We start from the raw sequence: 24246 nt of genomic DNA on the forward strand, positions 1-24246 counted from the left end.
CCGGGATACCTATTTGTCTGAGATTCGCGGACACAGGAGCAGGCAACGAACGTGGCGCAACGATCGGGCAGTGCTGATCTTCCCCTTCACGGCGGGCGTGTGCCGAAATGGCTGGGCGATCGCATGACGCGTCTCGGCGCGGTCATGTGCGAGGCGATCATCCATCACTATGGCCGCAATGAGTTGCTGCGGCGCCTGGCGCATCCGTTCTGGTTCCAGTCCTTCGGCGCCGTCATGGGCATGGACTGGCACTCGTCCGGCATCACGACCAGCGTCGTCGGCGCCTTGAAACGCGGTCTCACGCCGCTTTCGGGCGAACTCGGCATTCACGTCTGCGGCGGCCGTGGCGCGCATTCGCGCAAAACCCCGCACGAGCTTGCCGCCATCGGCGAGCGCATTGGCTTCGACGGCGCGCGCCTGGCGACCGCCAGCCGGCTGGTCGCCAAGGTGGACAGCGCCGCCGTTCAGGATGGGTTCGACCTCTATTTGCATGGCTTCATCGTCACCGATGACGGCGACTGGGTGGTGGTGCAGCAAGGCATGAACGGTGACAGCAAGGTGGCGCGCCGCTATCATTGGCTGTCCGAAGGTTTGAAGAGTTTCGTCGACCAGCCGCATGCGGCCATCGAAGGCGCCAACCAGGGCGAGATCGTCAACCTGACCGACCGGCGCGCCGAGGCCTCGCGCCAGGGACAGCTTGACCTGCTCCAGGATCTTGGGCCGGATCGCATCCTTCGAGAACTCGCCGCCCTGGAGCCCCGCACCGCACCGGCCCCGGTGCAGCCATTGCTGCCGCATCTGGTCATGCCGGCTCACCATGATGTCCGCGAAAGCGATGTCGTGATGCATCGCCTTCACGGCAACATGGCCGCGGCCGCCGAGCGGGGTCCCGCCGATTTCGCCGAGCTTCTCCTGGTTCCTGGCGTGGGCGCCCGCACGGTGCGGGCGCTGGCCCTCGTTGCCGAAGTGGTGCATGGCGCGCCTTGCCGGTTTTCGGACCCGGGCCGTTTTTCGCTGGCGCATGGCGGCAAGGACAGGCATCCGTTCCCTGTTCCGCTCAAGGTCTATGACGAGACGATCGGCGTGTTGAAGTCCGCCGTGCAAAAGGCCAGGCTTGGTCGCGAAGAGGAGATCGGCGCATTGAGGCGGCTCGACGATCAGTCGCGGCAGGTCGAGCGATATGTCACCGGTCCCAGCCTCAAGGAAATTGTCGCGGGCGAGTTCGACCAGTCGCATCTGCTTGGCGGCCGCAGTGTCTTTGGTTGGGAACCGGCGCCGGATCAGATGCCTCCCGAGCAGAACAAGAAGGCATGACAGGCCGCTGGCGCCGCATCACGCCACGCGACGGAACCTATAGTGGTCTTTGATGAATTTATTGAAGAAGCGGCCTTTCGAGGAAGCCCGCATGAACGCCGCATAGGTAGCCGGGGCGATGTCCTCGTAGTCATAGCGGTTGCCGTGCGGCACGAACCAGACCGAGAGGATCCTGGTCGCGGAATCGTATTGCGTGTTTCGAATGACGGTCGACGGCATGGTGGCACCTGACGGCTCCACCGATTAACCCGCCAGCCATGGTCCGGTTCCGTGCCGCCCGAAGGTGCTATCTGTCACGTGGATTGCCGAACTTCGCGACGCGCTTCCTCGAATATCGATCGATGCGCGGCAGCCCGTCTGCAAAGTCGACCCACGGCAGCCTGAGGTCCCAATAGGCATGGGCCTGTGGCCGCAGCCCTTCTGGTCTGTCGAAGAACCCGATTGTCAGATAGAACTCGTCCGGCAGGCCTTCGTCGCTGTAGCCTATCGAGCTCCCACAGTCGGAACAGAAGGTACGGACAACGCCCGGCGTCCTGGAGAAAGCCTTTGGCGCTCCTTTCAAAAGGCGGAACTGGCTCGGCCGATATCCGACCCAGATGGTGAGCGGACTGCCGATCGCCCGTCGGCAATCGTCGTCGTGATCGTAGCATATCCAGAAAGGCTCACCCTCCATGGCGGCGGCAATTGCTCCGCAAAAGCAGGCCCCGGTTTCAACGCGCGGCATCCGGCACTCCAAGGCTGGAACATGACCGGCGGCCTCCGACGGAACCGCCGTTTCCTAAACTTTCACGCCGCTCCGGTGTTCCGTCGCGCCGGTTTTGAAATGCGTCCGAGGCAAGCAAGCGCGGTTCCTGTATTGCCTTGCGATCCGGCCTTCACCATCTAGGCACAATGTCGCCGCTCAAACCGAAAACAGCCGGCCATGTGGCCCAGTACGATCTCTTCGGTGCCGCTCAGGATGATCTGCCGGAGGGTTTCGCCTACCAGCCCGGACTGATCACGCGCCAAGAGGAAATCGAACTCGTCCGGCATCTTGAAGGACTGCCCTTCAAGGCCTTCGACTTTCACGGCCATCTGGCAAACCGGCGTGTCGCCGGTTTTGGCCTTCGCTACGATTATGACCGGCGCCAGGTCGTCGAGGCACCGCCGATCCCTGATTTTCTGTTGCCCTTGCGCGCGCAGGTCGCGGCCTTTGCGCGCCTGCCCGCCGAAGCCTTCGCGCAGGTCTTGATCAATGAATACCGGCCCGGCGCCGGTATCGGCTGGCACCGCGACAAGCCTCATTTCGAAGATGTCGCGGGCGTCTCGCTGCTGGCGCCCTGCGATTTTCGCCTTCGACGCAAGAATGGGTCCGGATGGGACCGCCGGACCATCACTGTCGAGCCGAGATCGGCCTATCTCATGACGGGTCCTTCGCGGTCGCAATGGGAACACAGCATCCCGCCGCTTGCCGAGCACCGCTACTCGATTACCTTGCGAACATTGCGGTCGTAGGATCCCTGAGCGCGCGCTGACGTTTCCAGGATCCGGGAAGGCTGTCCGCAGAATTGCTCAACCCGCCCCCCGTGCGGCAAGGTGGGTTGAGCAATCCCATTGTTTTAGGCAATTCCAGACGGAAAACCGCTACGTGTTTTTCCTGGAATTGCTCTAGGTCAGTATCAGCACGATCTTGTACGTATCCGGATCGACGATGACGATCCGGCCGTCGGCCAGAACGAAATAGTCGTAGGACTCGTACGCCGGGATGATCTTGACGATGCGAGCCGGCAAACGATGCAGCCTTATCTTGTGCCGCGGAACCTCAATGCCGACGGAGACGTCGAAGTCGACGTTGGATACCGGCTGGACCTTGGTTTCCCTGATCACCTGGGTGATCTGGGTCTTCTGTTCAACGGTCACATTGTTGATGGAAGCGGTCGAGGTCTTATCCTGCGTGGAGGTCTTGCCTTGAGCCTGCTGGTCGGTCGTGGTGCCAGCCTTGCCCTGGGCCTGTTGATCCGTCTGGACCTTGGTCTTGTCCTGGGCCTGCTGGTCCATCTTGGTGCCGGCCTTGCCCTGGGCCTGCTGATTGGTCTGGACCTTGGTCTTGTCCTGGGCCTGCTGGTCCATCTTGGTGCCGGCCTTGCCCTGTGCCTGCTGGTCGGTCTGGACCTTGGCCTTGCCCTGGGCCTGCTGGTCCATCTTGGTGCCGGCCTTGCCCTGCGCCTGCTGGTCGGTCTGGACCTTGGCCTTGCCCTGTGCCTGCTCTTTCATCTTCGAGCCCTTCTGGCAGTTGGTCGTGCCGGAAGCGCAGTTTGTGTCCGCTCCTGATTGGCTGTCGGCGGGCTGCTGCGACTGGGCCATCGCCGTCCCGCAGCCCAGCCCGATCGCCAGCATGCTGGTAATGAGAACGTGTTTCATAGGAAATCTCCTTCGGAGAGTTCGTCCCTTCAAGGGGGAAACTTCGACCAAAAAAGATTGTTCCGAACTGGCTGCGTTAATGCCGCCACCCCCGATAGACCCGAAGACCGAACTTCATGGCGCTACTTCACGCCGATGCCGGCGGTGAGGCCGCCATCTATCTTGTAGTCGGCGCCGGTGCAGAATCCGGCCTTCGACGAACACAGGAACGCGATGAGTTCCGCCACCTCTTCCGGCTCGCCGATACGGCCGAGCGGATGGGCCGCGCCGAACCGCCTGTAGGCCTCTTCGACATCTGCGTCGCTGCCGCCGTCGCCACGCGCGGCCTTTTCGAGGATCGGTGTGCGGATCGAGCCCGGGCTGACCGAATTGACCCTTATGCCCGATGCGGCATAGTCGAGCGCCAGCGAACGCGTCAGCGTATGGATGGCGCCCTTGGTCGTGGCATAGGCGGCAACGTTCTGCTGGCAGGCGAAGCCCTGCACCGAAGCGACGTTGACGATGGCGCCGCCGCCCCGCTTGATCATTTCCGGGATGCCGAAATGGGCGGTCAGATAGATCGAGCCGACATTGACGGTCATCGCCCGGTTCCAGGTTTCCCAGTCGGTTGTCGTCGCTGTTCCATAGGGGTGCACCGCCGCCGAATTGACGATGACATCGATGCCGCCGAATTTCGCCACGCCGGCGGCAACCGCGTCGCGCACCTGGTCGGAAACCGAGACGTCAACCGTTTGCACCAGCGCGTCGGCTCCGGATTTGGCGAGGCTTTCCTGCATGGCGGCATTGGCTGCCCGGTCGACGCCGCAGGCGATGATCGCGGCACCCCCCGCCGCAAGGCGTTTGGCGGTTGCCAGGCCGATACCGGTCGTCCCTGTCACCAATGCCACCTTGCCGTCAAAATCCTTCATCGTGGAAGCTCCTTTATTCGCTGTCGAAACCGGCTCTTAGTTTGACACTCATCGTGGTCAAACAATAGGTTGCCGGTCTCTCGCAAAAAAGGAAGTGGCAATGGAACAGTGTTGGCGCTGGTACGGTCCCGATGATCCGGTGACGCTTGAACATGTCAAACAAGCCGGCGCCACCGGCGTGGTTTCAGCGCTTCACCAGATTTATGACGGCAGGGCCTGGCCCGAGGCCGATGTGCTCGAGCGCAAGCGCATTATCGAGGCGGCTGGGCTGACCTGGTCGGTTGTCGAGAGCATCCCGGTCCACAATTCCTTCAAGATCGGCGCGCCGGAGCGCGAGCGCTATGCCGGCTACTATCGCGACAGCATCCGCGCGCTCGCCAGGGCCGGCGTCCAGACGATCTGCTACAATTTCATGCCGGTGGTCGACTGGACCCGCACCGATCTGGCCTACCGGCTGCCGACGACCGGCTATGCCTTGCGTTTCGACGCCATCGATTTTGCGGCCTATGATCTCTTTATCCTGCAGCGCAAGAATGGCGCGGCAAGCTACACGCCGGCGCGTATCGCCGAGGCCGAGAAGCGGCTGAAGGCGCTGACGCCGGAGCAGATCGACCAGATCGAACGCAACCTGATCGCCGGCCTGCCGGCGACGGAGCGCAGCTATAACAGGGACAGTTTCCGCGAGGCCCTGGCGGAATACGATGCGATCGGGCCGAAGGAATTGCGCGACAATCTCGCCTGGTTCCTGCGCGAGATCATCCCGGCGGCCGAAGAGGCGGGGGTGCGCATGTGCATCCATCCCGACGATCCGCCCTTCTCGCTCTATGGCCTGCCACGCGTCGTTTCGACGGCCGACGATGCGCGTTTCATCCTCAACACTGTCGACAGCCCTGCCAATGGGCTGACCTTCTGCACCGGCTCTTACGGCACGCGCGCCGACAACGATATCGTCGCCATGGTCAAGGAATTCGCCGACCGCATCCATTTCGTCCATCTGCGCAACATCACCATCGAGGAGGACGGCTCGTTCTACGAGGCCGAACATCTGGAGGGTGGCACCGACATGGCGCATGTCATCCTCGCTCTGATGCAGGAAGAGAAGCGCCGTCGCGGGGAAGGCCGCGCCGACTGGCAAATTCCGATGCGGCCGGATCATGGGCACCTGCTCGCCGACGACATCGGCAAGAAGAAGCTCAACCCCGGCTATTCGCTCATCGGCAGGCTGAAAGGCCTCGCCGAATTGCGCGGCATCATGCGCGCCGTGGAGCGGTTCGGGCTGGCCTGAAGCCATCGGGCGATAAGTCGTTTGCGATCTTCCGCTGGGATGTAGCGACAAGCCGCACCGGGCGCTTCGTTTCGTCCGGCATCCGCGTGCCTAACCATCCGATTGTCGATGCGGCCGGGGCTGGCCCTACGACGAGAAGCGGCCTTCGGGGGGATGGTCAACAACTTCGTTGAACTGGCATGCAAATTTTCAAGACCGGTCGTGTAGTGCATCGTTGATGCACTTCATGCTTGGCCAGCGCTCCATGAAGGCGGGCGAATTTCCCGCCCCCGGCTAAGGGTCATGCTTATGAAAAAGGATAATCCTTTGACGATCTTCCCTTTCACCGAAGCCAGTCCGATCCAGTTTCAGGCGCCGCTGCCGAAGACGGCGGACGTGGTCGTTGTCGGCGGTGGCATCATTGGCGTGACCGCGGCCTTGTTCCTGGCGCGGCGCAATATACCGGTGACTTTGCTGGAGAAGGGACGCGTCGCCGCGGAGCAGTCCTCGCGCAACTGGGGCTGGATCCGACAGCAGGGCCGCGACGCGGACGAACTGCCCATCGTCATCGAAGCGCAGCGTCTCTGGCGCCAACTGGCCGAGGAGTGCGGCGAAGATATAGGCTTGACGCAAACCGGCGTGACCTATCTTGCGCGGACCGACAAGGAGATGGCTGATTTCGCCAAGTTCCTGAAGATCGCCGAAGCTCATGGCGTCGACACGCGTCTCCTCGACCGGGATGAGACCGCCAGGCTGATCCCGGCCATGTCACGCCCCTTCAAGGGCGCCATGACCACGCCGTCGGACATGCGTGCCGAGCCCTGGGTCGCCGTGCCGGCGCTTGCCCGCCTGGCCGCTCGCCATGGTGTCACCATCGTCGAGAATTGTGCGGCACGCATGCTCGATATCTCCGCGGGGCGCATCAGCGGTGTCTGGACCGAACAAGGCCGCATCGCCACGTCGAACGTGCTTGTCGCCAGCGGCGCCTGGACGTCGCTGTTCCTGCGCGCGCATGGCGTCTCGATCCCGCAGCTCAGCGTCCGGACGACCGTCGCGGCGACCGCGCCGATGCCGGAAATCCATGCGGGCGCCGCAGCGGACGAACGCATCGCCTTCCGCCGTAGAAAGGACGGCGGATACACGCTGGCGGCGGGAGGCAGCAACCTGCTCTATGTCGGGCCAGATGCATTGCGCCACGCGCCGAAATATCTGCCCGCGCTGAAGGCAAATCCTTTCGGCACGCGCTACCTGCCGGCGGCGCCTCGTGCATATCCGGACAGCTGGTCTACCCCACGCAAATGGGATGCCGATAAGGAAAGCCCGTTCGAACGGATGCGCGTTCTCAATCCCGCCCCGGAGGCCAAGGCGCTTCGCGCCATCGATCGTGGGTTCAAGGAGCTTTTTCCGCAATTCGAGGCGGTGCCGCTCAGGGCAAGCTGGGCCGGCATGATCGATGCGATGCCGGATGTCGTCCCCGTCGTGGATCGTACGGCTGCGGTTCCGGGCCTCGTCATCGCTACAGGGATGAGCGGCCACGGCTTTGGCATAGGGCCCGGCATGGGCCGCGTCCTGTCCGACTTGATCCAGGGCAACGAGACTGGACATAACCTTCACAGGTTCCGTCAATCCCGTTTCAGCGACGGCAGCCCGATGCGGATGGGGCCATCGCTTTAGAGCAATTCCAGGAAAAGTGCGTAGCGGTTTTCTGTCCGGAATTGCGTGAAAACAAAGAGTTAGAGCGGTTCGGCGTTTCTATCAAACGCTGAACCGCTCTAGACCTCGCCTGGTGTACAGGCTCCGCGAGACGGCTAATCTGGTTTCACCCGGCCGGAATTGAACTTGCGCCGGGCGTTTTCCAGATGCTCGCGCATCGCCTGGCCGGCGGCTTCCGGATCGTGCCGCTCGATGGCTTCGAAAACTGCCTTGTGGCCGGCGAAACTGATGCGGTTTTCGAGCTCGGTGTTGGCCATGTGGATGCGCTGGTTGATCAGCCACTCCACCAGCGCTTCGTGCGCGGCGAGAAAAATCGGATTCCCGGGGATCGCGGTCAGCACGCGGTGAAAGGCGACGTCGGTGACGGCAAAGGCGCGGGCGCGTGAAATGGCGCGTTCGTTTTCGGCAAGTGCCGCCGCCACCGCGTCGATCTGCTGGCGTGTCGCCACCTCGGCGGCATGGCGTGCGATCGAGACTTCGAGGAACAGCCGCAGTTGTTCGAAATGGCCAATGCCGTCGGGCTGGTCCATCAGGAGGTGCGCGGTGCCCGTCAGCTGCTCCAGCATGTTCTTCGACGTCGGCCGCGTCACCTTGGGCCGCTCGCCGCTGTTGATGCGCACAAGGCCCATCTTTTCCAGTGCAAATAGTGCCTCGCGTACCGAGGGGCGCCCAACATCGAACATCGACATCAGTTCGCGCTCGGACGGCAGCGAAGCGCCGACCGGATAGACCTCGTCGCGAATCATCGCCTCCAGGCGGAGACGGACTTCGTCGGACAATTTTTTTCGGACCGGCATATTGTGCATGGTCTACCTTTTAAGCTATTAGACCAGTTGCCGCAAGCGAGCACGGGCAAGGATCTGTGGATCGCCAGGGTTTGGTGCGACCGAGCGTGGGAGGATGTCGCTACGCGCCAATGAGCGACTGGACGCGAAACCGCGACCAAGCGACCGCGAGAAGGCGCGCTCCAAGGTCAGCCGCAACCGGCCGACACAATCGAAGGGAGGAGAATTCCATGAGACGATTTCTGATCAGCCTTTTGCCGGCCCTGGCGCTCATGCTTGCCGCGGGCGCTGTGAAGGCCGAAGGAGGCGGCACATTCCGCTCCGCCATGCGCACCGGCTGTATCGAGATGGGCACGCTGCACACCACCTGCGGCCACCGCCTCGACGAGACGGTGCTGCAGGGCCTCGTCCACATCAAGTGGACGGGCGACGGCGTGCAGCCGATGCTGGCCGAGAGCTGGAAGACGTCGGACGGCGGCAAGACCTATGTCTTCAACCTGCGCCATGGCGTCAAATGGCATGACGGCACGCCTTTCACCGCCAAGGACGTAGTGTTCAGCCTCAACCTCTACGCCAACCCGAAGGTCGGCTCGCCCTGGTCGCAGAAGCTTTCCGCCGTAGCCGGATACAAGGCCTTCCAGGATGGCTCGGCGACCTCACTTGCCGGGGTGAAGGCGCTGGACGACGCGACCGTCAAGATTGAACTCGACAGCGCCAAGCCGCTCTGGGTCGAGCTGCAGCTTATCGCGATCAGCATCTTTCCCGAGCACATACTGGGCAAGGTCGCGCCCGCCGACATCAAGGGCAATGCCTTCTGGGTCAACCGCGTCGGCACCGGTCCGTTCATCTGGAAGAAGTATGAGAGCGACCAGTATGTCGAGGTCGACCGCAATCCCGACTATTTCCTCGGCGCGCCCAAGCTCGACCGCATCATCTACCAGATCTACAAGGATGTGCCGCCGATCATCGCCGCGCTGGAGACGCAAGAGGTCGACGCCATGTCCTATGAGGGCGGCGGCGTGCCGATCTCTGAGCTGCCTCGGCTGCAAAAACTCGACTATCTGACCGTGCTGCCGAAATTCTCCGCCGGCCTGCCGACCTACCTGCAGTTCAACCTGGAGAACAAGCGCTTCGCCGATGTGCGCGTGCGCCAGGCGATGCTCTATGCCATCGACCGCAAGGCGATCATCGAGACCGTCAAGCAGGGCGCCGGCGAACTCTTGAACACGCTGTTCCCGCAGGACTGGGCGCGTGCCAAGGACCTCGAACCCTACGACTACAATCCCGACAAGGCCAAGCAGTTGCTCACCGACGCTGGCTGGGATGCGAGCCAACCGGTCGACTTCATCTACTATTATTCCGACCAGATGAACGTCGACACCGTCACCGCCATCCAGAGTTATCTGGCCGCCGTCGGCGTCAACATCCAGCCGCGCCTGCTCGATCCGGCGGCGATCAACCAGATCTATGCCGACGGCAGCTTCCAGATGGGCTTCTTCGCGCAAGGCATGGGGCTCGATCCCTCGCTCGGCTCGCCGCTGGTCGTCTGCGGCGCCAAGCCGCTCGCCATGGGTTATTGCAACCCAAAGGTCGACGAGCTCTTCAACAAGGGACTGGAGTCCAACGACCGCGCCACGCGTGCGGCGAGCTATCAGGAGGCCTCGCGCATCCTCAACCAGGACCTGCCAAAGGCCTGGCTCTGGAACGAGGTGCGCCCGCTCGCCTTCAACAACCGCATCGTCGGCCTCGCACAGCACTTCAAGGAACAGCCGCTCGTGATCTTCAATCACCCCGTCTACAACGAAGTCGAGAAGTGGGAGGTGGCGAAATAGCCTCGGATATCCCTGGCGGTCGTGGGGCTCTGAGCGAGCCTCACGATCCGTTGTCTCAGAACCGCCTTTAGCCATAGGAGAGGCCGGTGCTCAGCTATCTCCTGCGAAAACTTTTGCTCAGCATCCCGGTGCTGTTCGGCGTCACCGTCATCGTCTTTGCCATTGCGCATGCCATGCCCGGTGACGCGGTGCTGGCGATGATCACGGCGGAGGCGCCGTCGAGCGAGGAGCTGATCGCCATGCGGCGCGGCGAACTCGGCCTCGACCAGCCGGTCTATATCCAGTACCTCAACTGGATCGGCCAGATCCTGCACGGCAATCTCGGCCGCTCCTTCGTCAATGGCCGCAGTGTCGGCGACATCATCGTCGAGCGGTTGCCGATGACGCTGGAACTGATGGGTGTCGCACTGCTCGTCGCGTTCGTCATCGGCACCACGCTGGGCGTGATCTCTGCGCTCAGGCAATACAAGCTCACCGACTATTCGCTGACGCTTGCAGGCTTTGTCGGGGTCTCGATCCCGGACTTCTTCATGGGACTGCTGCTCGTCTATGTTTTTGCGCTGGAACTGCGCTGGCTGCCGTCGTCGGGCATTTCCACGGCTGGTGAAAACTTCTCGCTCCTCGACAATCTCAGGCACCTGATCCTGCCGGCGGCGGCACTTGCCTTGTTCCGTGCCGCGATCTTCATGCGCTATGCCCGCGCCGGCATGCTCGAAGTGCTGAACCAGAGCTATATGCGCACCGCCAAGGCCAAGGGGCTCAAGCCTCGCACCATCACGCTGCGCCACGGCCTGCGCAACGCGCTGATCCCGCTGGTCACCGTCTTCGGCCTCGCGCTGCCGACGCTGTTCGGCGGCTCGGTGGTGATCGAGACCATCTTCCAGTGGCCCGGCATCGGCCTGATGTTCATCGATTCCGTGGTGAACCGGGATAGCCCCGTCATCATGGGCTACGTGCTGATCACCGCCATCATCGTCATGCTGGCCAACCTTGCCACCGACCTCGCCTACAGCGTGCTCGACCCCAGGGTGAGCTATGACTGACGCTACCGCCGCCGACATGACGATCGCCGCCGGCGCCTCGCGCGGCCTGTGGGGCGAGGCGGCGCGCCGTTTCCTCCACCACCGTCTTGCCACCCTCGGCCTGATCATGCTCGCCATCATCGTGCTCACCTGCGTGCTCGCGCCGCTGATCGCACACTACGGCCCCAACGATATCGACCTCAGGGGCCGCAACCAGCCGCCCGGTGGCATGCACTGGCTGGGCACGGACGGCACCGGCCGCGACATCTTCGCCCGCATCCTCTATGGCGGCCGCGTCTCGCTGACGGTCGGCTTCGTCGCCGTGGCGATCTCGGCCGCGATCGGCATCTTCATCGGCTGCGTCGCCGGCTATTTCGGCGGCAAGGCCGACCTCTTGCTGGTGGGCCTGATCGACATGGTGCTGACCTTCCCGCGGCTGGTCATCATCATCGCTTTCGTCGCGGTCGTCGGGCCCAGCATCTTCAACACCATGGTCGTGATCGGCCTGCTGAGCTGGCCCTCCATCGCCCGCCTGACACGCGGCGAGATCCTGGCCTTGCGCAACCAGGAATTCATCCTGGCCGCGCGCTCGCTCGGCACCTCGCCCTCGGTCATCATCCTCGAACACATCCTGCCCAACGTGCTGAGCCCGATCCTGGTGGCGATCACCCTCGACGTCGCGACCGTCATCCTGCTCGAAGCTTCGCTCTCCTTCCTCGGCCTTGGCGCGCAGGCGCCGGCCGCCAGTTGGGGCAACATGCTGCGCGACGCCCGCACGCTGTCGATCCTGGAGAGCCAGCCCTGGATGTGGATCCCGCCCGGCGCGATGATCGCCATGGCCGTGCTCAGCATCAACTTCGTCGGCGACGGCCTGCGCGACGCGCTCGATCCGCAGCACATCATGGGTGGCAAATGATGGGCGCCGACATGCTTGCCGTCGACAGGGCCGCGAAGGGGATCGGGCAGCAGGCGGTGCTTTCCGTGCAGGGGCTGAGCGTCGAGTTCGGCCCGCGCGGCAATTCCGTCTATGCCGTCAACGACGTCTCCTTCGAGCTCGCCGAGGGCGAGTCTCTAGCGATCGTCGGCGAGAGCGGCTCCGGCAAGTCGGTCACCGTGCAGACGCTGATGGGCCTGATCCGCAAGCCGCCGGCCCGCGTCACCGCGGGCCGCGCGCTGTTTCGTGGCCGCGATCTGCTGGCCATGCCCGACAGCGAGCTGCGCCGGATACGCGGCCGCGACATCGCCATGATCTTCCAGGATCCGATGTCGTCGCTGAACCCGGTGCTGACCATCGGCCTGCAACTGACCGAGGCGCTGCGCGAACACCAGGGCCTGAACGCGGCCGAGGCCGAGCGCCAGGCGCTCGACATGCTGGCGCTGGTCGGCATCGCCAACGCGCCGCAGCGCATGCGCGCGTTTCCGCACCAGTTCTCGGGCGGCCAGTTGCAGCGCATCGGCATCGCCATGGCGCTGGTGTGCAAGCCTTCGATCCTGGTCGCCGACGAACCGACGACGGCGCTCGACGTCACCATCCAGGCGCAGATCGTCGAACTTGTCGTGCGCCTGCAGAAGCAGCTCGGCATGGCGATCATCTGGATCAGCCACGACCTCAGCCTCGTCGCCGGCTTCGTCGATCGCGTCGCGGTGATGTATGCCGGCTCGATCATCGAATCCGCGCCGGTCGGCGATTTGTTTTCGGCAGCCAAGCACCCCTATACGATCGGCCTGCTCAACTCGATCCCGTCGCTGACGGCGGCAAACACCAGGCTGGTGCCGATCAAGGGCGCGCCGCCCAATGTCACGCTGGCGCCGACCTTCTGCGCATTCGCCCCGCGCTGCGACTATGCCGAGGCGCGCTGCAGCCGGGCAAAGCCGCCGCTGGAAGGTGCGGGTGCCGGCCACACCACCGCATGCTGGCGCTGGCGGGAGGTGGAGCGGTTGCCGCGCATGAGCACGGCCGCTGCGGACAAGCCCGCCGTGACGGCGCCGAAGCAGGAACCGCTGCTCACCGTCACGGACCTCAAAGTGCATTTCCCGATCAGGCGCGGGGTGCTGCGCCGGCAGGTGGGCGCGGTGCATGCCGTCGACGGCGTCGGCTTCGAGGTGATGCGCGGCGAGACGCTGGCGCTGGTCGGCGAAAGCGGCTGCGGCAAGTCGACGACCGGCCGCGCCGTCCTGGGCCTGGAGCGCCCAAGCGCCGGCAGCATTGTTTTCGAGGGCAGGGACTATGCGGGCGCGACCGGCGAGGAGCTGAAGCAGCGCCGCCGCGACATGCAGATGGTGTTCCAGAACCCGTTCGGCTCGCTCAACCCGCGCATGACCGTCGGTCGCATCATCGGCGAAGGGTTGCGTGCGCAGAAGATCGGCACGCGCGCCTCGCGCGATGCCCGTGTCGACGAGTTGCTGGCGCTGGTCGGTCTCCGGGAAGCGCTGCGCAACCGCTATCCGTTCGAGCTCTCCGGCGGCCAGCGCCAGCGCGTTGGCATTGCGCGCGCGATTGCCACCAATCCGAAATTCATCATTGCCGACGAACCGATCTCGGCGCTCGACGTCTCGATCCAGGCGCAGATCGTCAATCTGCTCGACGACCTCAAGGCGCGCCTCGGCCTGACCTATCTGTTCGTCGGTCACGATCTGTCGATGATCCGCTATTTCAGCGACCGCGTCGCGGTGATGTATCTCGGCCGCATCGTCGAGATCGGCACCACGCCAGCGGTGTTTGGCGCACCGCTGCATCCCTATACGCGCGCGCTTCTGTCGGCGATCCCGGTGCCCGATCCCAAGGCCGGCGGCACGCGCCGCCGTATCGTTCTTGGCGGTGGCGTGCCCGACCCGTCGAAGCCGCCGCCCGGCTGCCATTTCCATCTGCGCTGCCCGCTGGCGTCCGAGATCTGCACCAAGGTCGATCCGGCACAGCGCGATTTCGGCTCCGCCGTCACCGGCCGCCATCTCGTCGCCTGCCACCACGCTGGCGAAGCCACATCATGACAAATCTGGAAAGCCGAGGATCCCAATGACCAAGCAATTGGCGGGCATGTATGCCGCCCTGATGACCGGACTGAGCGATGCCGGCGAGTTCGATCCGCAACGCCAGCGCAACATCAACGACTATGTGCTGCGCCAGGGTCTGGCCGGTCTCTATGTCGGTGGCAGCAGCGGCGAATCCGGCTTGCTGACGGTGGACGAATTGTTGGCGCAGCAAGAGGTGGTTTTCGCCGGCGCCGCCTCGAGTGGCGTCAAGCTGATCGCCCATGTAGGCATGCCGAACCTGCGCGATTCCATCCGCCTGGCGCGGCAGGCGCAGAAGCTCGGCTATCACGCGCTGTCGGCGCTGCCGCCGCATTCCTACCCGTTCTCCGACGAGGAAGTCTTCGGCTACTACCAGGGACTGGCGGCGGCAACGGACTTGCCGCTGATCGTCTACGAGATCCCCTTGCGCACCGGCCGGCCACTGCCGCTTGCCTTGCTGGTCCGGCTGCTCGATCTCAACAATGTCGTCGGCATCAAGTTCACCTCCACCGACCTGTTCAAATATTCCCTGCTGCGCAAGCGGCAGCCGCAAAAGCTCTTCTACTACGGCTTCGATGAGATCTATGCCTCCGCCGGCATGCTCGGCACCGAAGGCGGCATCGGCACCACCTACAATCTGCTCGGCAGGCTCTACGTGGCGATCGACCAGGCGGTCCGCGCTGGCGATCTTTCACGGGGGAAGGCGCTGCAGACAGTGTCGCAGGACTTCGTCGAGGCGCTGCTGGAAACCGGCGTCCTGCCGGGCATGAAGGCGGCCTTCCGCGTCATCGGCGTCGATTGCGGCCCGACCCGCGCGCCGATGGCGCTGGCTGTCGCAGATGCCGAGGACCGCATGCGTGCGGTGCTTGCCCGCCCGGCGATCAAGGAGTGGCTGGCGTGAGGCGCGGCTCCCCTTACCGATGAAGCGGGCGCCACGCTGAGCGGCGAAAAACGCAGCTTGCCGATCTGCGCGATGGTCGCGGCGTCACGTTCGCGCGGGATGCCGGCCAGATTACGCTGTTCGATTCAGTCGGCTTCGCCATCGAGGACTTTTCGGCGCTGCGTTATGTCAGGGACCAGCTGACCTCGACCGGCCTCTACCAGGAACTCGACATGCTGGCCGATCCCGACGAGCCGCGCGACCTCTTCGGCATGCTCTTGAGGGCAGCCCAATAGGGTATTGGTCGCGCGCCTGCCGGCGGTCCGTATCTGTCGAATGATCGCGGTCGTTGTCAGCCAGCCAGCGTGCGTGGAAAAATTGTTCGCCGCGGCGGCCTCGAAGGGCCGATCGTTTCTTTCTTGGCAATCTGGAGTCGATGAGACTTGCGGGCATTGCTGGCGGTTGTGACTGCCGAAGAGTGCACGCATGTCCAACGGGACTGGTTTGCGAATGGGCACACATCCGCAGAAACCAGGAAGGAGCCTGATATGCCCAGAATAGTACCCGTGCTCGATCTGAGCCGCTTTGAGCAAGGCGCCTCGGAGCACCGGACGTTCCTGGCGGATCTGCGTTCAGCTTCGCGCGACATCGGCTTTTTCTATCTGGCCGGACATGGCATCTCCTGGGCGGAGATCAGCGAAGTGCTCACCGCATCGCGCCGCTTCTTTGCCTTGGCCGAGGCCGACAAGCTCGCGATCGAAATGGTCAAGTCCTCGCAGTTCCGCGGCTATACGCGCGCCGGCGGCGAGCTGACCAAGGGCAAGGCGGACTGGCGCGAACAGCTCGACATCGGGGTCGAGCGCCAGCCCATAGCGCAAGGCACCGGAATTCCCGCCTGGACGCGGCTGCAGGGGCCGAACCAGTGGCCCGCTGCGTTGCCGGAGCTCAAACCCGCCTTGCTTGCCTGGCAGGCCAAGGCAACAGCAGTGGCGATCCGGCTGTTGAAAGCTTTCGCGCTGTCGCTCGACCAACCCGAGGATGCCTTCGACCTGATCTACCGTGAGCAGCCCAACCATCGCATGAAGATCGTGCGCTACCCCGGCCGCGAGGCGACCGGCGGCGACCAGGGTGTCGGCGCGCACAAGGATGGCGGTTTCCTGACGCTGCTGCTTCAGGATGACAACAAGGGGCTCCAGGTCGAGTATGACGGCAGCTGGGTGGATGTGGACCCCATTCCTGGCACGCTCGTCGTCAACATCGGTGAATTGCTCGAACTGGCCTCGAACGGCTATTTGCGCGCCACCGTGCATCGCGTCGTGACGCCGCCCGTCGGTATTGAACGCATTTCGGTGCCGTTCTTCTTCAGCGCCAAACTCGACGCGACGATACCGCTGCTCGAATTGCCGGAGGAATTGGCGGCGCGGGCGCGCGGGCCGGCCAGCGATCCGGACAATCCGCTGTTTCGCGATGTCGGAACCAATGTGCTCAAAAGCCGGTTGCGCTCGCACCCTGGCGTCGCGCGCCGCCATTACGCCGACCTGCTGGGGCCGGAAACTGGGGCGGGTTGAGCCAGTTGAAGCAAGAACGAACGGGATTTTTCGTAATTCCGGCTGATTTTGGAAAATCATTCGTCGTATACGCACAAGGATCGGTCCAAAATCTGAAAACCCGTTCGGTGTTTTCCTCCCATTTCGCTGAACGGTGTTCCCCTCTGAAGGTTATGACCTTCTTTTTGGCCGGGCCGTTTCGCGCCCGGCCATTTTTCTTTCCGCCTGCGCGTTGCCGCCGCGGCTGTGATCCGGCAGGGTTCAACAGGTGCCAGCCGTTGCAATCAGTGGAAGAAGGAGAGGTCTCATGACATCCAACGTCGCCGTCATTGCCGGGGCGGGCTCCGGTTTGAGCGCCTCGCTCGCGCGTCTTCTCGCCAGGGAAGGATTCCACGTCATCCTGGCCGCCCGAAACATCGAGAAGCTCGATGCATTGCGGGCGCAGACCGGCGCGCAAGCCGTGGCGACGGACGTCTCGGATCCAGCGTCGGTGGAGGGCCTGTTCGATGTCGCCGACAAGGCTGGTCCGCTTTCCCTGCTGGTTTTCAACGCCAGCGGACGCGCCCGCGGTCCGATCGCGGAGCTCGATCCCGAGGCGGTCCGTCAGGCGCTGCTGGTTGGGGCTTATGGCGGATTCCTGGTGGCTCAGCAGGCAGCCCGCCGGCTGATCGCTCAAGGGGCGGGATCGATCTTCTTCACCGGAGCGACGGCTAGCGTGAAGGGGTTCGCCGGTTCCGCCGGCTTTGCGATGCCCAAATTCGGATTGCGCGGACTGGCGCAGTCAATGGCCCGCGAACTGGCGCCCAAGAACATCCACGTCGCGCATTTCATCATCGACGGCGCCATTGCCTCGGCCGTTTCCGACCAGGAGTCCGAACCGCAAGATCGCCGGCTGTCGCCGGACGCGATCGCCGAGGCCTATCTCGCCATCCATCGCCAGCATCGCAGCGCCTGGACCTGGGAAATGGAGCTCAGGCCGTGGGTGGAGACCTTCTGACCCGGAATTGGTTTGATGATCGATGTGACTTTCGCATGGCTCATATGCACGACCTCGAGGAGAGTCGACATCGCATGAGGATGTCACTATATAGCGGCGGCTTCGATGGCTCGTGCCTTGAAGCGTAACGTCATAAGGCGGCTGTAGCGACAGCCGTTGAGATACGAAACGGACTGGAAGCCGTAAAAGGTAGAAGCAATTGCTCGGAGCGGGCCGATCCCGCCAACGGTACAGTCCTTCAGAATCAGAAAATGTCCTTCACCCCTCGATTTCCTTCGGCTCTGTGGACCCTGGACAGCTTCGGCTTGCCGGCTGGCCGCGACTCGGCTGGAATGGGAACATGCATCCTTTGCGGGATGCCGACGTTTATGATTGCCAACCGGCTTTGCCGCAAGGGAACAGCAGTATGAGTGAACACGCGATCGAATTCTTGCGGGGATGGATCGGCGAAAAGGTCCATTGCCAGTCCCACGCCAGGATCGAGAAGCAGGCCGAGACACTGGCCAAGGAATGCGCCGCCAAGGCGGCCGAGGTCGGCATACCGCTGGAGGACATCCAGGAGGAAGTCGGCGACATCCAGGAACTCATCGCTTCCCGGCTCGAGGAAGCGGCGGAGGCCGACGAAAACCAGCAGGCTTCCAGCGAGGCCGCGGAATAGATTTTCAGGGACAATCCTGTCTGGCTGCGCGGGCTTCGGCCCGCGTTTTCGTCTCAGCCACCCTTCTCAGCCAAATCTTTCCTTGAGCCACGCTTTCGGCAGGGCAGGCACGAAATTGCCATCACGACCGGTCATGTCGTGATTGGCGACAAGAGCGTTCAGAATCGATTCCTCCACCGTCTGGATCACGGCATCGAAGAACGGGTCGATGTCCACATCGGGAATGAAATCGGCGCTGGCGATCCGGCCAGTCAGCCCCAGCGCCGCGGCAGGATTCGCTGTCGAGAAGGCGAGAAAAATGTCGCCCGAACTGTGGTAGCCGAAGCCGCCTGTCATGGCGACGCCGAGCGGCACGCGGCGAGCCAGCCGCTTCATCTGGTGCGGCAGGAAAGGCGCGTCGGTCGCGATGACGGCGATGATTGAGCCCTTTTCCGCGCGCGAAGTGGCTTCGCGGATCGCCGGCTCGGTGAGTTCGGATTCGGCACGCAGGCCACGAATGGTGAAATTGCGCCGCTTGCCGAAATTCGACTGCACGAAGGAGCCGACCGTGTAGGTGCGCCCTTGCCATGCGACGATGCGCGAGGCCGTGCCGGAACCGGCTTTGAAGCCGAAAGTGATCATGCCGGTGCCGCCGCCGACACTGCCTTCCTCGACCGGTCCGCCGGCGGCGCCGTCTAGAGCTTCGGCGACGTGCTCCGATGTCAGATGGTGGCCGTTGATGTCGTTCAGAAACCCGTCATAGGTCTCCGCCGCCACCGGCAAGCCCCAGGCGCTGTCGACGGCCGCCGGCAGCACTTGGTTCATCCAGCGCAGCGTGCCGTCACGCGAAACCCCGCAGGAATGCGTGTTGGTGATGGTGATCGGGAAGTTGAAGGCGCCGGTTTCCTCGATGATGTGCGAGCCGGTCAGCTCGCCATTGCCGTTCTGGCTGAAAATGCCGGCGAAAACCGGCGTCGCCAGCTCGGCGCGCAACCTGGGCAGGATCGCTGTGACACCGGTGCGGACCGGTCCCTTGCCGACGCTGAGCGGACCATCGCCCGATATCAGCGTCGCATAGCCGACCGCGACGCCGGGCACGTCGGTGATCGCGTTGAACGGCCCAGGCGTTCCGTCGAAGCCGATATTGAAGCTTCGCGCGCGCGGCTTGCCGGACGGCGTTGCCAGATGGTGCGGATTGTCGGTCATGCCTTAGAACAATGATCCCTGATCGCCGGGTTCCCTCGTCTTGGCAACTGGGGCCTTGCCTGCGGGCCTAGCAGCCGGCTTTGGCCGCGCCGCGCCGCTGGTCGCCACCGCGTCCGCCGTGCCATCGGCGAACTCCAGCGAAAGCGCCATCCCAGACGCCACGTCGGCGGCCTGCTTGATGACGGCGCCGTCGGCATCCTTCACCAGCGCGAAACCGCGTGCCAGGACGGCCTTGTGCGAAAGCGTCGCCATCAGCCGGTCGGCCTGGACGATGCGGCCGCGCAATCGCTCCAGCCTGAGCAGCATCGCCTGGCCGCCCCGTCTCGTCAAAGCCGTCAGCAAATCCCTCTGCACACGTTGCCGCCGGGCTGTCGGCTCGATCGTGATGCGGCCCTGGAGCAAAGCCAGTTGCTGCCTGTGCCGCTGCAACGACGCCATGGCGCATTTTGGCAACTGATCCGCGGCACGATTGAGCTCCGCGCGCCGGCTTCTCGCCAGAGTGCGCAGGGCCCCTTGCGCGCGCAAAAGGTTACGGTCGTTGGTGCGCCGCGCCTCGGCAATCCGCTGCGACAGCATTGCCGGCGTCAATTTTACGGCGAAGAACCGTGCCCGCTTGCGCTCGGTGGAAACCATCAGGCCACGACCGAGCCTCGATGTCGCCTCGTCCAGGCGCCGGCGCGGCAGCGCCAGCAATTGATCGGGCGAGGGCAGCGCACGCGCCGCCGCACGGGCTGCCTGCCGCTTGCGTTCGAAATTGCGCAGCACCGCGGCCTTGAGCCGTGCGCCGAGGCTGGCCAGCGTCGCTTCGAGGTCAGCCTTCACCGGCACGGCGATTTCGGCCGCGCCCGTCGGTGTCGGCGCCCGCACATCCGCGACGAGGTCGATCAGCGTCCAGTCGGTTTCGTGCCCGACGGCCGAAATCACCGGAATGCCCGATGCGGCGACGGCACGGGCGAGTGTCTCGTCGTTGAAGCCCCATAGATCTTCCAGGCTGCCGCCGCCGCGCGCGACGATCAGCAAATCGGGGCGCTGGATCGGGCTGTCCCATGCCAGGGCGTTGAAGCCGGTGACGGCATTGGTCACTTCCGCACTCGCCGTGTCACCCTGCACGCGCACCGGCCAGACCAGCACATGCAGCGGAAAACGGTCCTTGATGCGGTGGATGATGTCGCGGATGACGGACCCGGTCGGCGATGTGACGACGCCGATGGTGCGCGGCATGAATGGCAGCCGGCGTTTGCGGCCCGCTTCGAAAAGCCCTTCCGCCTGCAGCCGGCGCTTGCGCTCCTCCAGCAGCGCCATCAGCGCCCCGGCGCCGGCCGGTTCCAGATTGTCGATGACGATCTGGTAGTTGGACTTGCCGGGATAGGTGGTGAGCTTGCCGGTGGCGATCACTTCCATCCCTTCCTCGGGACGGAATTTCAGTCGGCTCATCGTGCCTTTCCAGACCACGGCGTCGAGCCGGGCGCGGTCGTCCTTCAGCGCGAAATAGGCATGACCGGAGGAATGCGGCCCGCGATAGCCCGAGATTTCACCGCGCACCCGCACATTGCCGAAGACGTCCTCGACCGTGCGCTTCAGCGCGCCTGATATTTCGCTCACCGTGTATTCGGTGGCGTTGGTGCGTGATTCGGATGCTGCTTCGCTCATCTGCCGATTGGGGGCTGGTTGGGCGCCGACGTCAAGGCGGCCATGTCAGCCCCGATAGTCATGACCCGCATCCTACCAGCCTGGCAGGATCTGGTTCGGCTTGCTCCGCTTCATCTTGGCGAAGGCGAGTGCCGCGAAGTCGAACGTTCCCGTCTCCTCGCCAAGCGGGATCGAGATGTTGTCCAGGCTTTCCGAAATATGGCGGGCAAGCGCATCGACGATCTCCGGTCGCGAGGTCTGGCCGCGCATGATGCCGATGCGGCAGTCGGGCAGGGCGCCGAAGCCGTCGGCTTCGCCCAGCACCCGCATCCCGGGCCTGAGCGCGCATTCCGGTAGCACCGAGATTGCCAGTCCGGACAGCACGGCGGCGGTGATCACCGTCGCAGAGAAGCTGGTGAACAGGATGCGGTAGTCGCGGTTCTGCTGGTCCAGCACGTCGACGGCGGCGCGCCGCCAGATGCAGTTCGGCCGGCCGAAGGCCATCGGCAGGATTTCCTGCTCGTGCGTTGCGTGATTGGCCGAGGAGACCCACAGCAGCGGTTCACGCCGCACCACCTCCGATTGGCCGCGCACGTCGTTGTGCGTCACCAGTGCCAGGTCGAGATTGCCGCGCTTGATGTGTTCGACCAGCCCCGGCGTCGGCTCGCAGATGACGGTCAGTTCGACGCGCGGATTGGAGCGCGTGAAGCGTGCCATGATCTCCGGCAGGAAACGGTCCGCATAGTCGTCCGGCGTGCCGATGCGGATCGTGCCTTCGAGCCGCTGGTCGTCGAAGGCGGCGAGCGTCTCGCGGTTGAGATAGAGCAGCCGCCTTGCGTAGGAGAGCAGCTTGTCGCCTTCCTCGGTCAGCCTGTTGCTGCGCCCCTCCTTCTCGAACAGCGGCTTGCCGATCCGCTCCTCCAGCCGGCGCATCTGCATCGACACCGCCGACTGGGTGCGGTGCACTTCTTCCGCTGCGCGCGTGAAGCTGCCGGTATCGGCAATCGAGATGAAGGTCTGCAATTGATCGAGATCGAGCGGTGCTTTCATCGATGTGATCCATCACGAGTGTTGATGCCAAAGATTAAAAACATTCGTTGGATTAATCAATCGGTCGATGGCAAATTGGCATTGTCCACATGAAGGCATGTGAATCGAAGCCGGAACGGCCGCTGTCATCAGCGCCGATCGTCGGGTTTCATCCGCCCTACAGCGTCGCCGTCCTTTGGACGCGCAAAGGACGCTGTAGCCCTTGTTTTTGCGCATGATCCTTTTCCGAACCTCCGGTTCGGGGTCATGCGGCAGTCTGAAGGAGACCGACATGACCACGATCGATTTCGCCACCGAGACCTCGCGCATCACCTCGCGTCCGGCCGTTGCGACGCGCGTGGCCAACACCATCTCCAACGCCTATCGCGCCTGGAAAAATCGCCGCGCTTTCTACCGTCTTGGCGAGATGTCGGACGCCGAGCTCGCCGATATCGGCCTGACGCGCGCCGACCTGCATGTCGCAATCGGCGTGCCGTTTGGCCGCGACCCGACGGCGAGGTTGCGCGAAATCGCCAGCGATCGCGTGGAAACGATCGAGGACATCGCCCGCAAGGTGGCTTGATTGGCTGAGTTTCGGTTCAGTTGAACCTTTTTACGGTTCAGCGCGACCAAGGTTCATGCAGGCTCCCCACTCCCTGCCGGTTCCCCGCCGGCCTGCCTGCACGCTGCCCGGTCCTCCCAAGGACCGGGCTTTTCTTTTTGCTCAGGCGAATGCCAGCTTTCGCGACGGCTTTGGTATCGATCTGCCGAGATCATGCGCGGCCTCTATCCAGGACGCTATGGCATCTTGAACATTTGCGACGGCCTCTTCGGGAGTCTCACCGTCGCTCATGCAACTAGGAAGATCTGGTACAAGGGCTGAAAACCCACCTCCGTCCTCGATCGCAAGCGGCGCGATGATGACCGGATATTCGAGTCTGTCAGTCATGTCTCTTTGCCTCGTCGATGAATGTTACGGGTTTCCGGATATTGCGGCGCATCTGCTCCAGCCGTTTGCTCATGGATTTGTCTCGGACGTTTGAACTGCTACCGCCGGTCCATGTCCCGCTTGAACTGGTCGAAGATCGTTTCCACGCCCTTCTGGTATTCGTCGCGCTGCTGGGCGCCGGTCTCGAACATCTTGCCGAAAATGTCGTCGAACGGGTTCCTTGGCCGGCCGCTTGGATTGGCTTGCGGCTGTGGTGGCTGGCGCTGCTGCGGCTGCGGCGCTTGAGGCTGTTGCGGGGTGGGCTGCCCGCCCGGCATGCCACCGAAGCCTCCGCCTTGCCGCAGCATCTCCTCGAAGATTTTCCCCAGCGGGTTGTCGCCGTAGGGACTCTGTGTCTGCTGTGGCTGGGGTTGGCTTTGTGGTTGCTGCGGCGCGCCGCCGCCGAACATGTCCTGCAGCACCTTGCCGAGCGGGTTGTCACCGTAGGGATTTGGTGCCGGCTGCGGCTGGCTTTGCGGTTGCGCCGAGCCGCCGCCGAACATGTCCTGCAAGACTTTGCCGAGCGGGTTGTCCATCTGCGGCGGCGGCGACTGGCGCTGTTGTGGCGCCGGCGCCTGCATGCCGCCTTGCCGCATCATCTGCTCGATGATCTCGCCCAGCGGATTGCCGCCACCCCCAAGACCAGCCGCGGCCTGCATCTGATTTGTCGTCTGCTTGAATAGTCCGCCCATCACCATCGAAGCGATCGCGGGCAGCATCTGCTGCAGGATCTGCTGGCTGACGCCGCTCGCCTGCGCCGCCTGGCTGGCCACCGCGCGCGACAGCTCCTTGGAGCCGAACAAATGTCCCAGGATGCCGTTGCCTTCATCGACGCCTTGGGGCGAGAAGGCGCGGGTCGCGTCCTCGAAATACTTGGCGTGCTGGCCGCTTGCCATCGCCGTCATGAAGGCGCCGAGCCCGTAGGGATCGGCGGTATTGCGTTGCAACCCTTGTGAAAAGGCCGGCAGCAGTGCTGCGACCGCCGCCTGTGTCTGCTGCAGCGAAAGCCCGTATTGTTGCGCAAGCGCCTGCATGCCGTTGCCGTTCTGGGCCTGCGTCAGCATGTCGAACAAGGTAGGCATCGGC

General features: G+C 63.8%; 23 protein-coding genes and 1 pseudogene. 14 read left to right on the forward strand and 10 right to left on the reverse strand.

The features are described 5' to 3' along the window. Positions 1 to 51 precede the first annotated feature (51 nt). On the forward strand, positions 52 to 1314 hold the full coding sequence (locus tag LB543_RS20955) for a DUF763 domain-containing protein (RefSeq protein WP_224590024.1): 1263 nt from the start codon (positions 52 to 54) through the stop codon (positions 1312 to 1314). An 18-nt stretch (positions 1315 to 1332) separates the two neighbouring features. On the opposite strand, the gene LB543_RS20960 is transcribed toward LB543_RS20955, so the two are convergent. Next, positions 1333 to 1533: a KTSC domain-containing protein gene (locus LB543_RS20960; RefSeq protein WP_140756594.1), complete on the reverse strand. Its 201-nt coding sequence runs from the start codon at positions 1531 to 1533 to the stop codon at positions 1333 to 1335. A gap of 67 nt (positions 1534 to 1600) precedes the next feature. Next, positions 1601 to 2038, reverse strand: a complete 438-nt coding sequence (locus LB543_RS20965; protein WP_140756597.1) for a GFA family protein — start codon at positions 2036 to 2038, stop codon at positions 1601 to 1603. Between the two features lie 167 nt (positions 2039 to 2205). Between LB543_RS20965 and LB543_RS20970 the strand changes: the two genes are divergently transcribed. Further along, positions 2206 to 2808, forward strand: a complete 603-nt coding sequence (locus LB543_RS20970) for an alpha-ketoglutarate-dependent dioxygenase AlkB (RefSeq protein ID WP_224615402.1) — start codon at positions 2206 to 2208, stop codon at positions 2806 to 2808. A 153-nt stretch (positions 2809 to 2961) separates the two neighbouring features. On the opposite strand, the gene LB543_RS20975 is transcribed toward LB543_RS20970, so the two are convergent. Beyond that, positions 2962 to 3714 (reverse strand): DUF1236 domain-containing protein, encoded by a 753-nt coding sequence (locus LB543_RS20975; RefSeq protein ID WP_224615403.1) that lies wholly within the window; start codon positions 3712 to 3714, stop codon positions 2962 to 2964. A 122-nt stretch (positions 3715 to 3836) separates the two neighbouring features. Beyond that, a complete protein-coding gene (locus tag LB543_RS20980; RefSeq protein WP_224615404.1) occupies positions 3837 to 4622 on the reverse strand; it encodes an SDR family NAD(P)-dependent oxidoreductase in 786 nt (261 codons plus the stop codon). A 100-nt stretch (positions 4623 to 4722) separates the two neighbouring features. Here LB543_RS20980 and uxuA point away from each other — a divergent pair, with 100 nt between their 5' ends. Continuing rightward, positions 4723 to 5907: a mannonate dehydratase gene (uxuA, locus tag LB543_RS20985; protein ID WP_224615405.1), complete on the forward strand. Its 1185-nt coding sequence runs from the start codon at positions 4723 to 4725 to the stop codon at positions 5905 to 5907. Positions 5908 to 6213: 306 nt separating this feature from the next. Further along, complete coding sequence (locus LB543_RS20990) at positions 6214 to 7560, forward strand: NAD(P)/FAD-dependent oxidoreductase (protein ID WP_224615406.1); 1347 nt, start codon at positions 6214 to 6216, stop codon at positions 7558 to 7560. A 134-nt stretch (positions 7561 to 7694) separates the two neighbouring features. Here the strand turns inward: LB543_RS20990 and nanR are convergent, their stop codons facing one another. Then, positions 7695 to 8405, reverse strand: coding sequence for a transcriptional regulator NanR (nanR, locus tag LB543_RS20995; protein WP_263498778.1), 711 nt, complete (start codon positions 8403 to 8405; stop codon positions 7695 to 7697). A 209-nt stretch (positions 8406 to 8614) separates the two neighbouring features. Here nanR and LB543_RS21000 point away from each other — a divergent pair, with 209 nt between their 5' ends. The 9 genes and pseudogenes from LB543_RS21000 (at position 8615) to LB543_RS21040 (ending at position 18329) form a co-directional block, all read left to right on the forward strand. Then, positions 8615 to 10216, forward strand: a complete 1602-nt coding sequence (locus LB543_RS21000; RefSeq protein ID WP_224615407.1) for an ABC transporter substrate-binding protein — start codon at positions 8615 to 8617, stop codon at positions 10214 to 10216. Between the two features lie 86 nt (positions 10217 to 10302). Continuing rightward, positions 10303 to 11259: an ABC transporter permease gene (locus tag LB543_RS21005; RefSeq protein WP_140756616.1), complete on the forward strand. Its 957-nt coding sequence runs from the start codon at positions 10303 to 10305 to the stop codon at positions 11257 to 11259. After that, positions 11252 to 12154, forward strand: coding sequence for an oligopeptide ABC transporter permease (gene opp4C / locus LB543_RS21010; RefSeq protein WP_224615408.1), 903 nt, complete (start codon positions 11252 to 11254; stop codon positions 12152 to 12154). Before LB543_RS21005 ends, opp4C begins: the two co-directional genes overlap by 8 nt. Further along, positions 12154 to 14226: an ABC transporter ATP-binding protein gene (locus LB543_RS21015; protein ID WP_224615409.1), complete on the forward strand. Its 2073-nt coding sequence runs from the start codon at positions 12154 to 12156 to the stop codon at positions 14224 to 14226. The genes opp4C and LB543_RS21015 overlap by 1 nt, the downstream gene beginning before the upstream one ends. A gap of 25 nt (positions 14227 to 14251) precedes the next feature. Then, positions 14252 to 15148 (forward strand): dihydrodipicolinate synthase family protein, encoded by an 897-nt coding sequence (locus tag LB543_RS21020; protein WP_181178362.1) that lies wholly within the window; start codon positions 14252 to 14254, stop codon positions 15146 to 15148. A 107-nt stretch (positions 15149 to 15255) separates the two neighbouring features. After that, positions 15256 to 15423: pseudogene (locus tag LB543_RS21025) on the forward strand (ornithine cyclodeaminase); the annotation flags it as partial. A gap of 252 nt (positions 15424 to 15675) precedes the next feature. Continuing rightward, positions 15676 to 16695: an isopenicillin N synthase family dioxygenase gene (locus LB543_RS21030; RefSeq protein WP_224615410.1), complete on the forward strand. Its 1020-nt coding sequence runs from the start codon at positions 15676 to 15678 to the stop codon at positions 16693 to 16695. A gap of 286 nt (positions 16696 to 16981) precedes the next feature. Continuing rightward, positions 16982 to 17671, forward strand: a complete 690-nt coding sequence (locus LB543_RS21035; protein ID WP_224615411.1) for an SDR family NAD(P)-dependent oxidoreductase — start codon at positions 16982 to 16984, stop codon at positions 17669 to 17671. A gap of 406 nt (positions 17672 to 18077) precedes the next feature. Continuing rightward, positions 18078 to 18329 (forward strand): DUF768 domain-containing protein, encoded by a 252-nt coding sequence (locus LB543_RS21040; protein ID WP_140756624.1) that lies wholly within the window; start codon positions 18078 to 18080, stop codon positions 18327 to 18329. Between the two features lie 66 nt (positions 18330 to 18395). Here LB543_RS21040 and LB543_RS21045 read toward each other — a convergent pair whose 3' ends face one another. The 3 genes from LB543_RS21045 to LB543_RS21055 all read right to left on the reverse strand — a co-directional run bounded on the left by LB543_RS21045 (position 18396) and on the right by LB543_RS21055 (position 22193). Continuing rightward, positions 18396 to 19514, reverse strand: coding sequence for a P1 family peptidase (locus tag LB543_RS21045; protein ID WP_140812773.1), 1119 nt, complete (start codon positions 19512 to 19514; stop codon positions 18396 to 18398). Between the two features lie 3 nt (positions 19515 to 19517). Next, a complete protein-coding gene (xseA, locus tag LB543_RS21050) occupies positions 19518 to 21164 on the reverse strand; it encodes an exodeoxyribonuclease VII large subunit (RefSeq protein WP_140812774.1) in 1647 nt (548 codons plus the stop codon). 72 nt (positions 21165 to 21236) lie between these two features. Beyond that, complete coding sequence (locus tag LB543_RS21055) at positions 21237 to 22193, reverse strand: LysR substrate-binding domain-containing protein (RefSeq protein WP_140756630.1); 957 nt, start codon at positions 22191 to 22193, stop codon at positions 21237 to 21239. 271 nt (positions 22194 to 22464) lie between these two features. Between LB543_RS21055 and LB543_RS21060 the strand changes: the two genes are divergently transcribed. Continuing rightward, entirely contained in the window at positions 22465 to 22755 is a 291-nt protein-coding gene (locus LB543_RS21060; protein ID WP_140756632.1) for a DUF1127 domain-containing protein, read from the forward strand. A 141-nt stretch (positions 22756 to 22896) separates the two neighbouring features. Here LB543_RS21060 and LB543_RS21065 read toward each other — a convergent pair whose 3' ends face one another. Beyond that, positions 22897 to 23121, reverse strand: coding sequence for a type II toxin-antitoxin system HicB family antitoxin (locus LB543_RS21065; protein ID WP_224615412.1), 225 nt, complete (start codon positions 23119 to 23121; stop codon positions 22897 to 22899). A 98-nt stretch (positions 23122 to 23219) separates the two neighbouring features. Continuing rightward, positions 23220 to 24242 carry a DUF937 domain-containing protein gene (locus tag LB543_RS21070; protein WP_140756636.1) on the reverse strand — a complete coding sequence of 341 codons (1023 nt, stop codon included), beginning with the start codon at positions 24240 to 24242 and terminating at the stop codon, positions 23220 to 23222. Positions 24243 to 24246: the final 4 nt, after the last annotated feature.

The organism is Mesorhizobium sp. ESP7-2 (assembly GCF_020164715.1).
Taxonomy (GTDB): Bacteria; Pseudomonadota; Alphaproteobacteria; order Rhizobiales; family Rhizobiaceae; genus Mesorhizobium.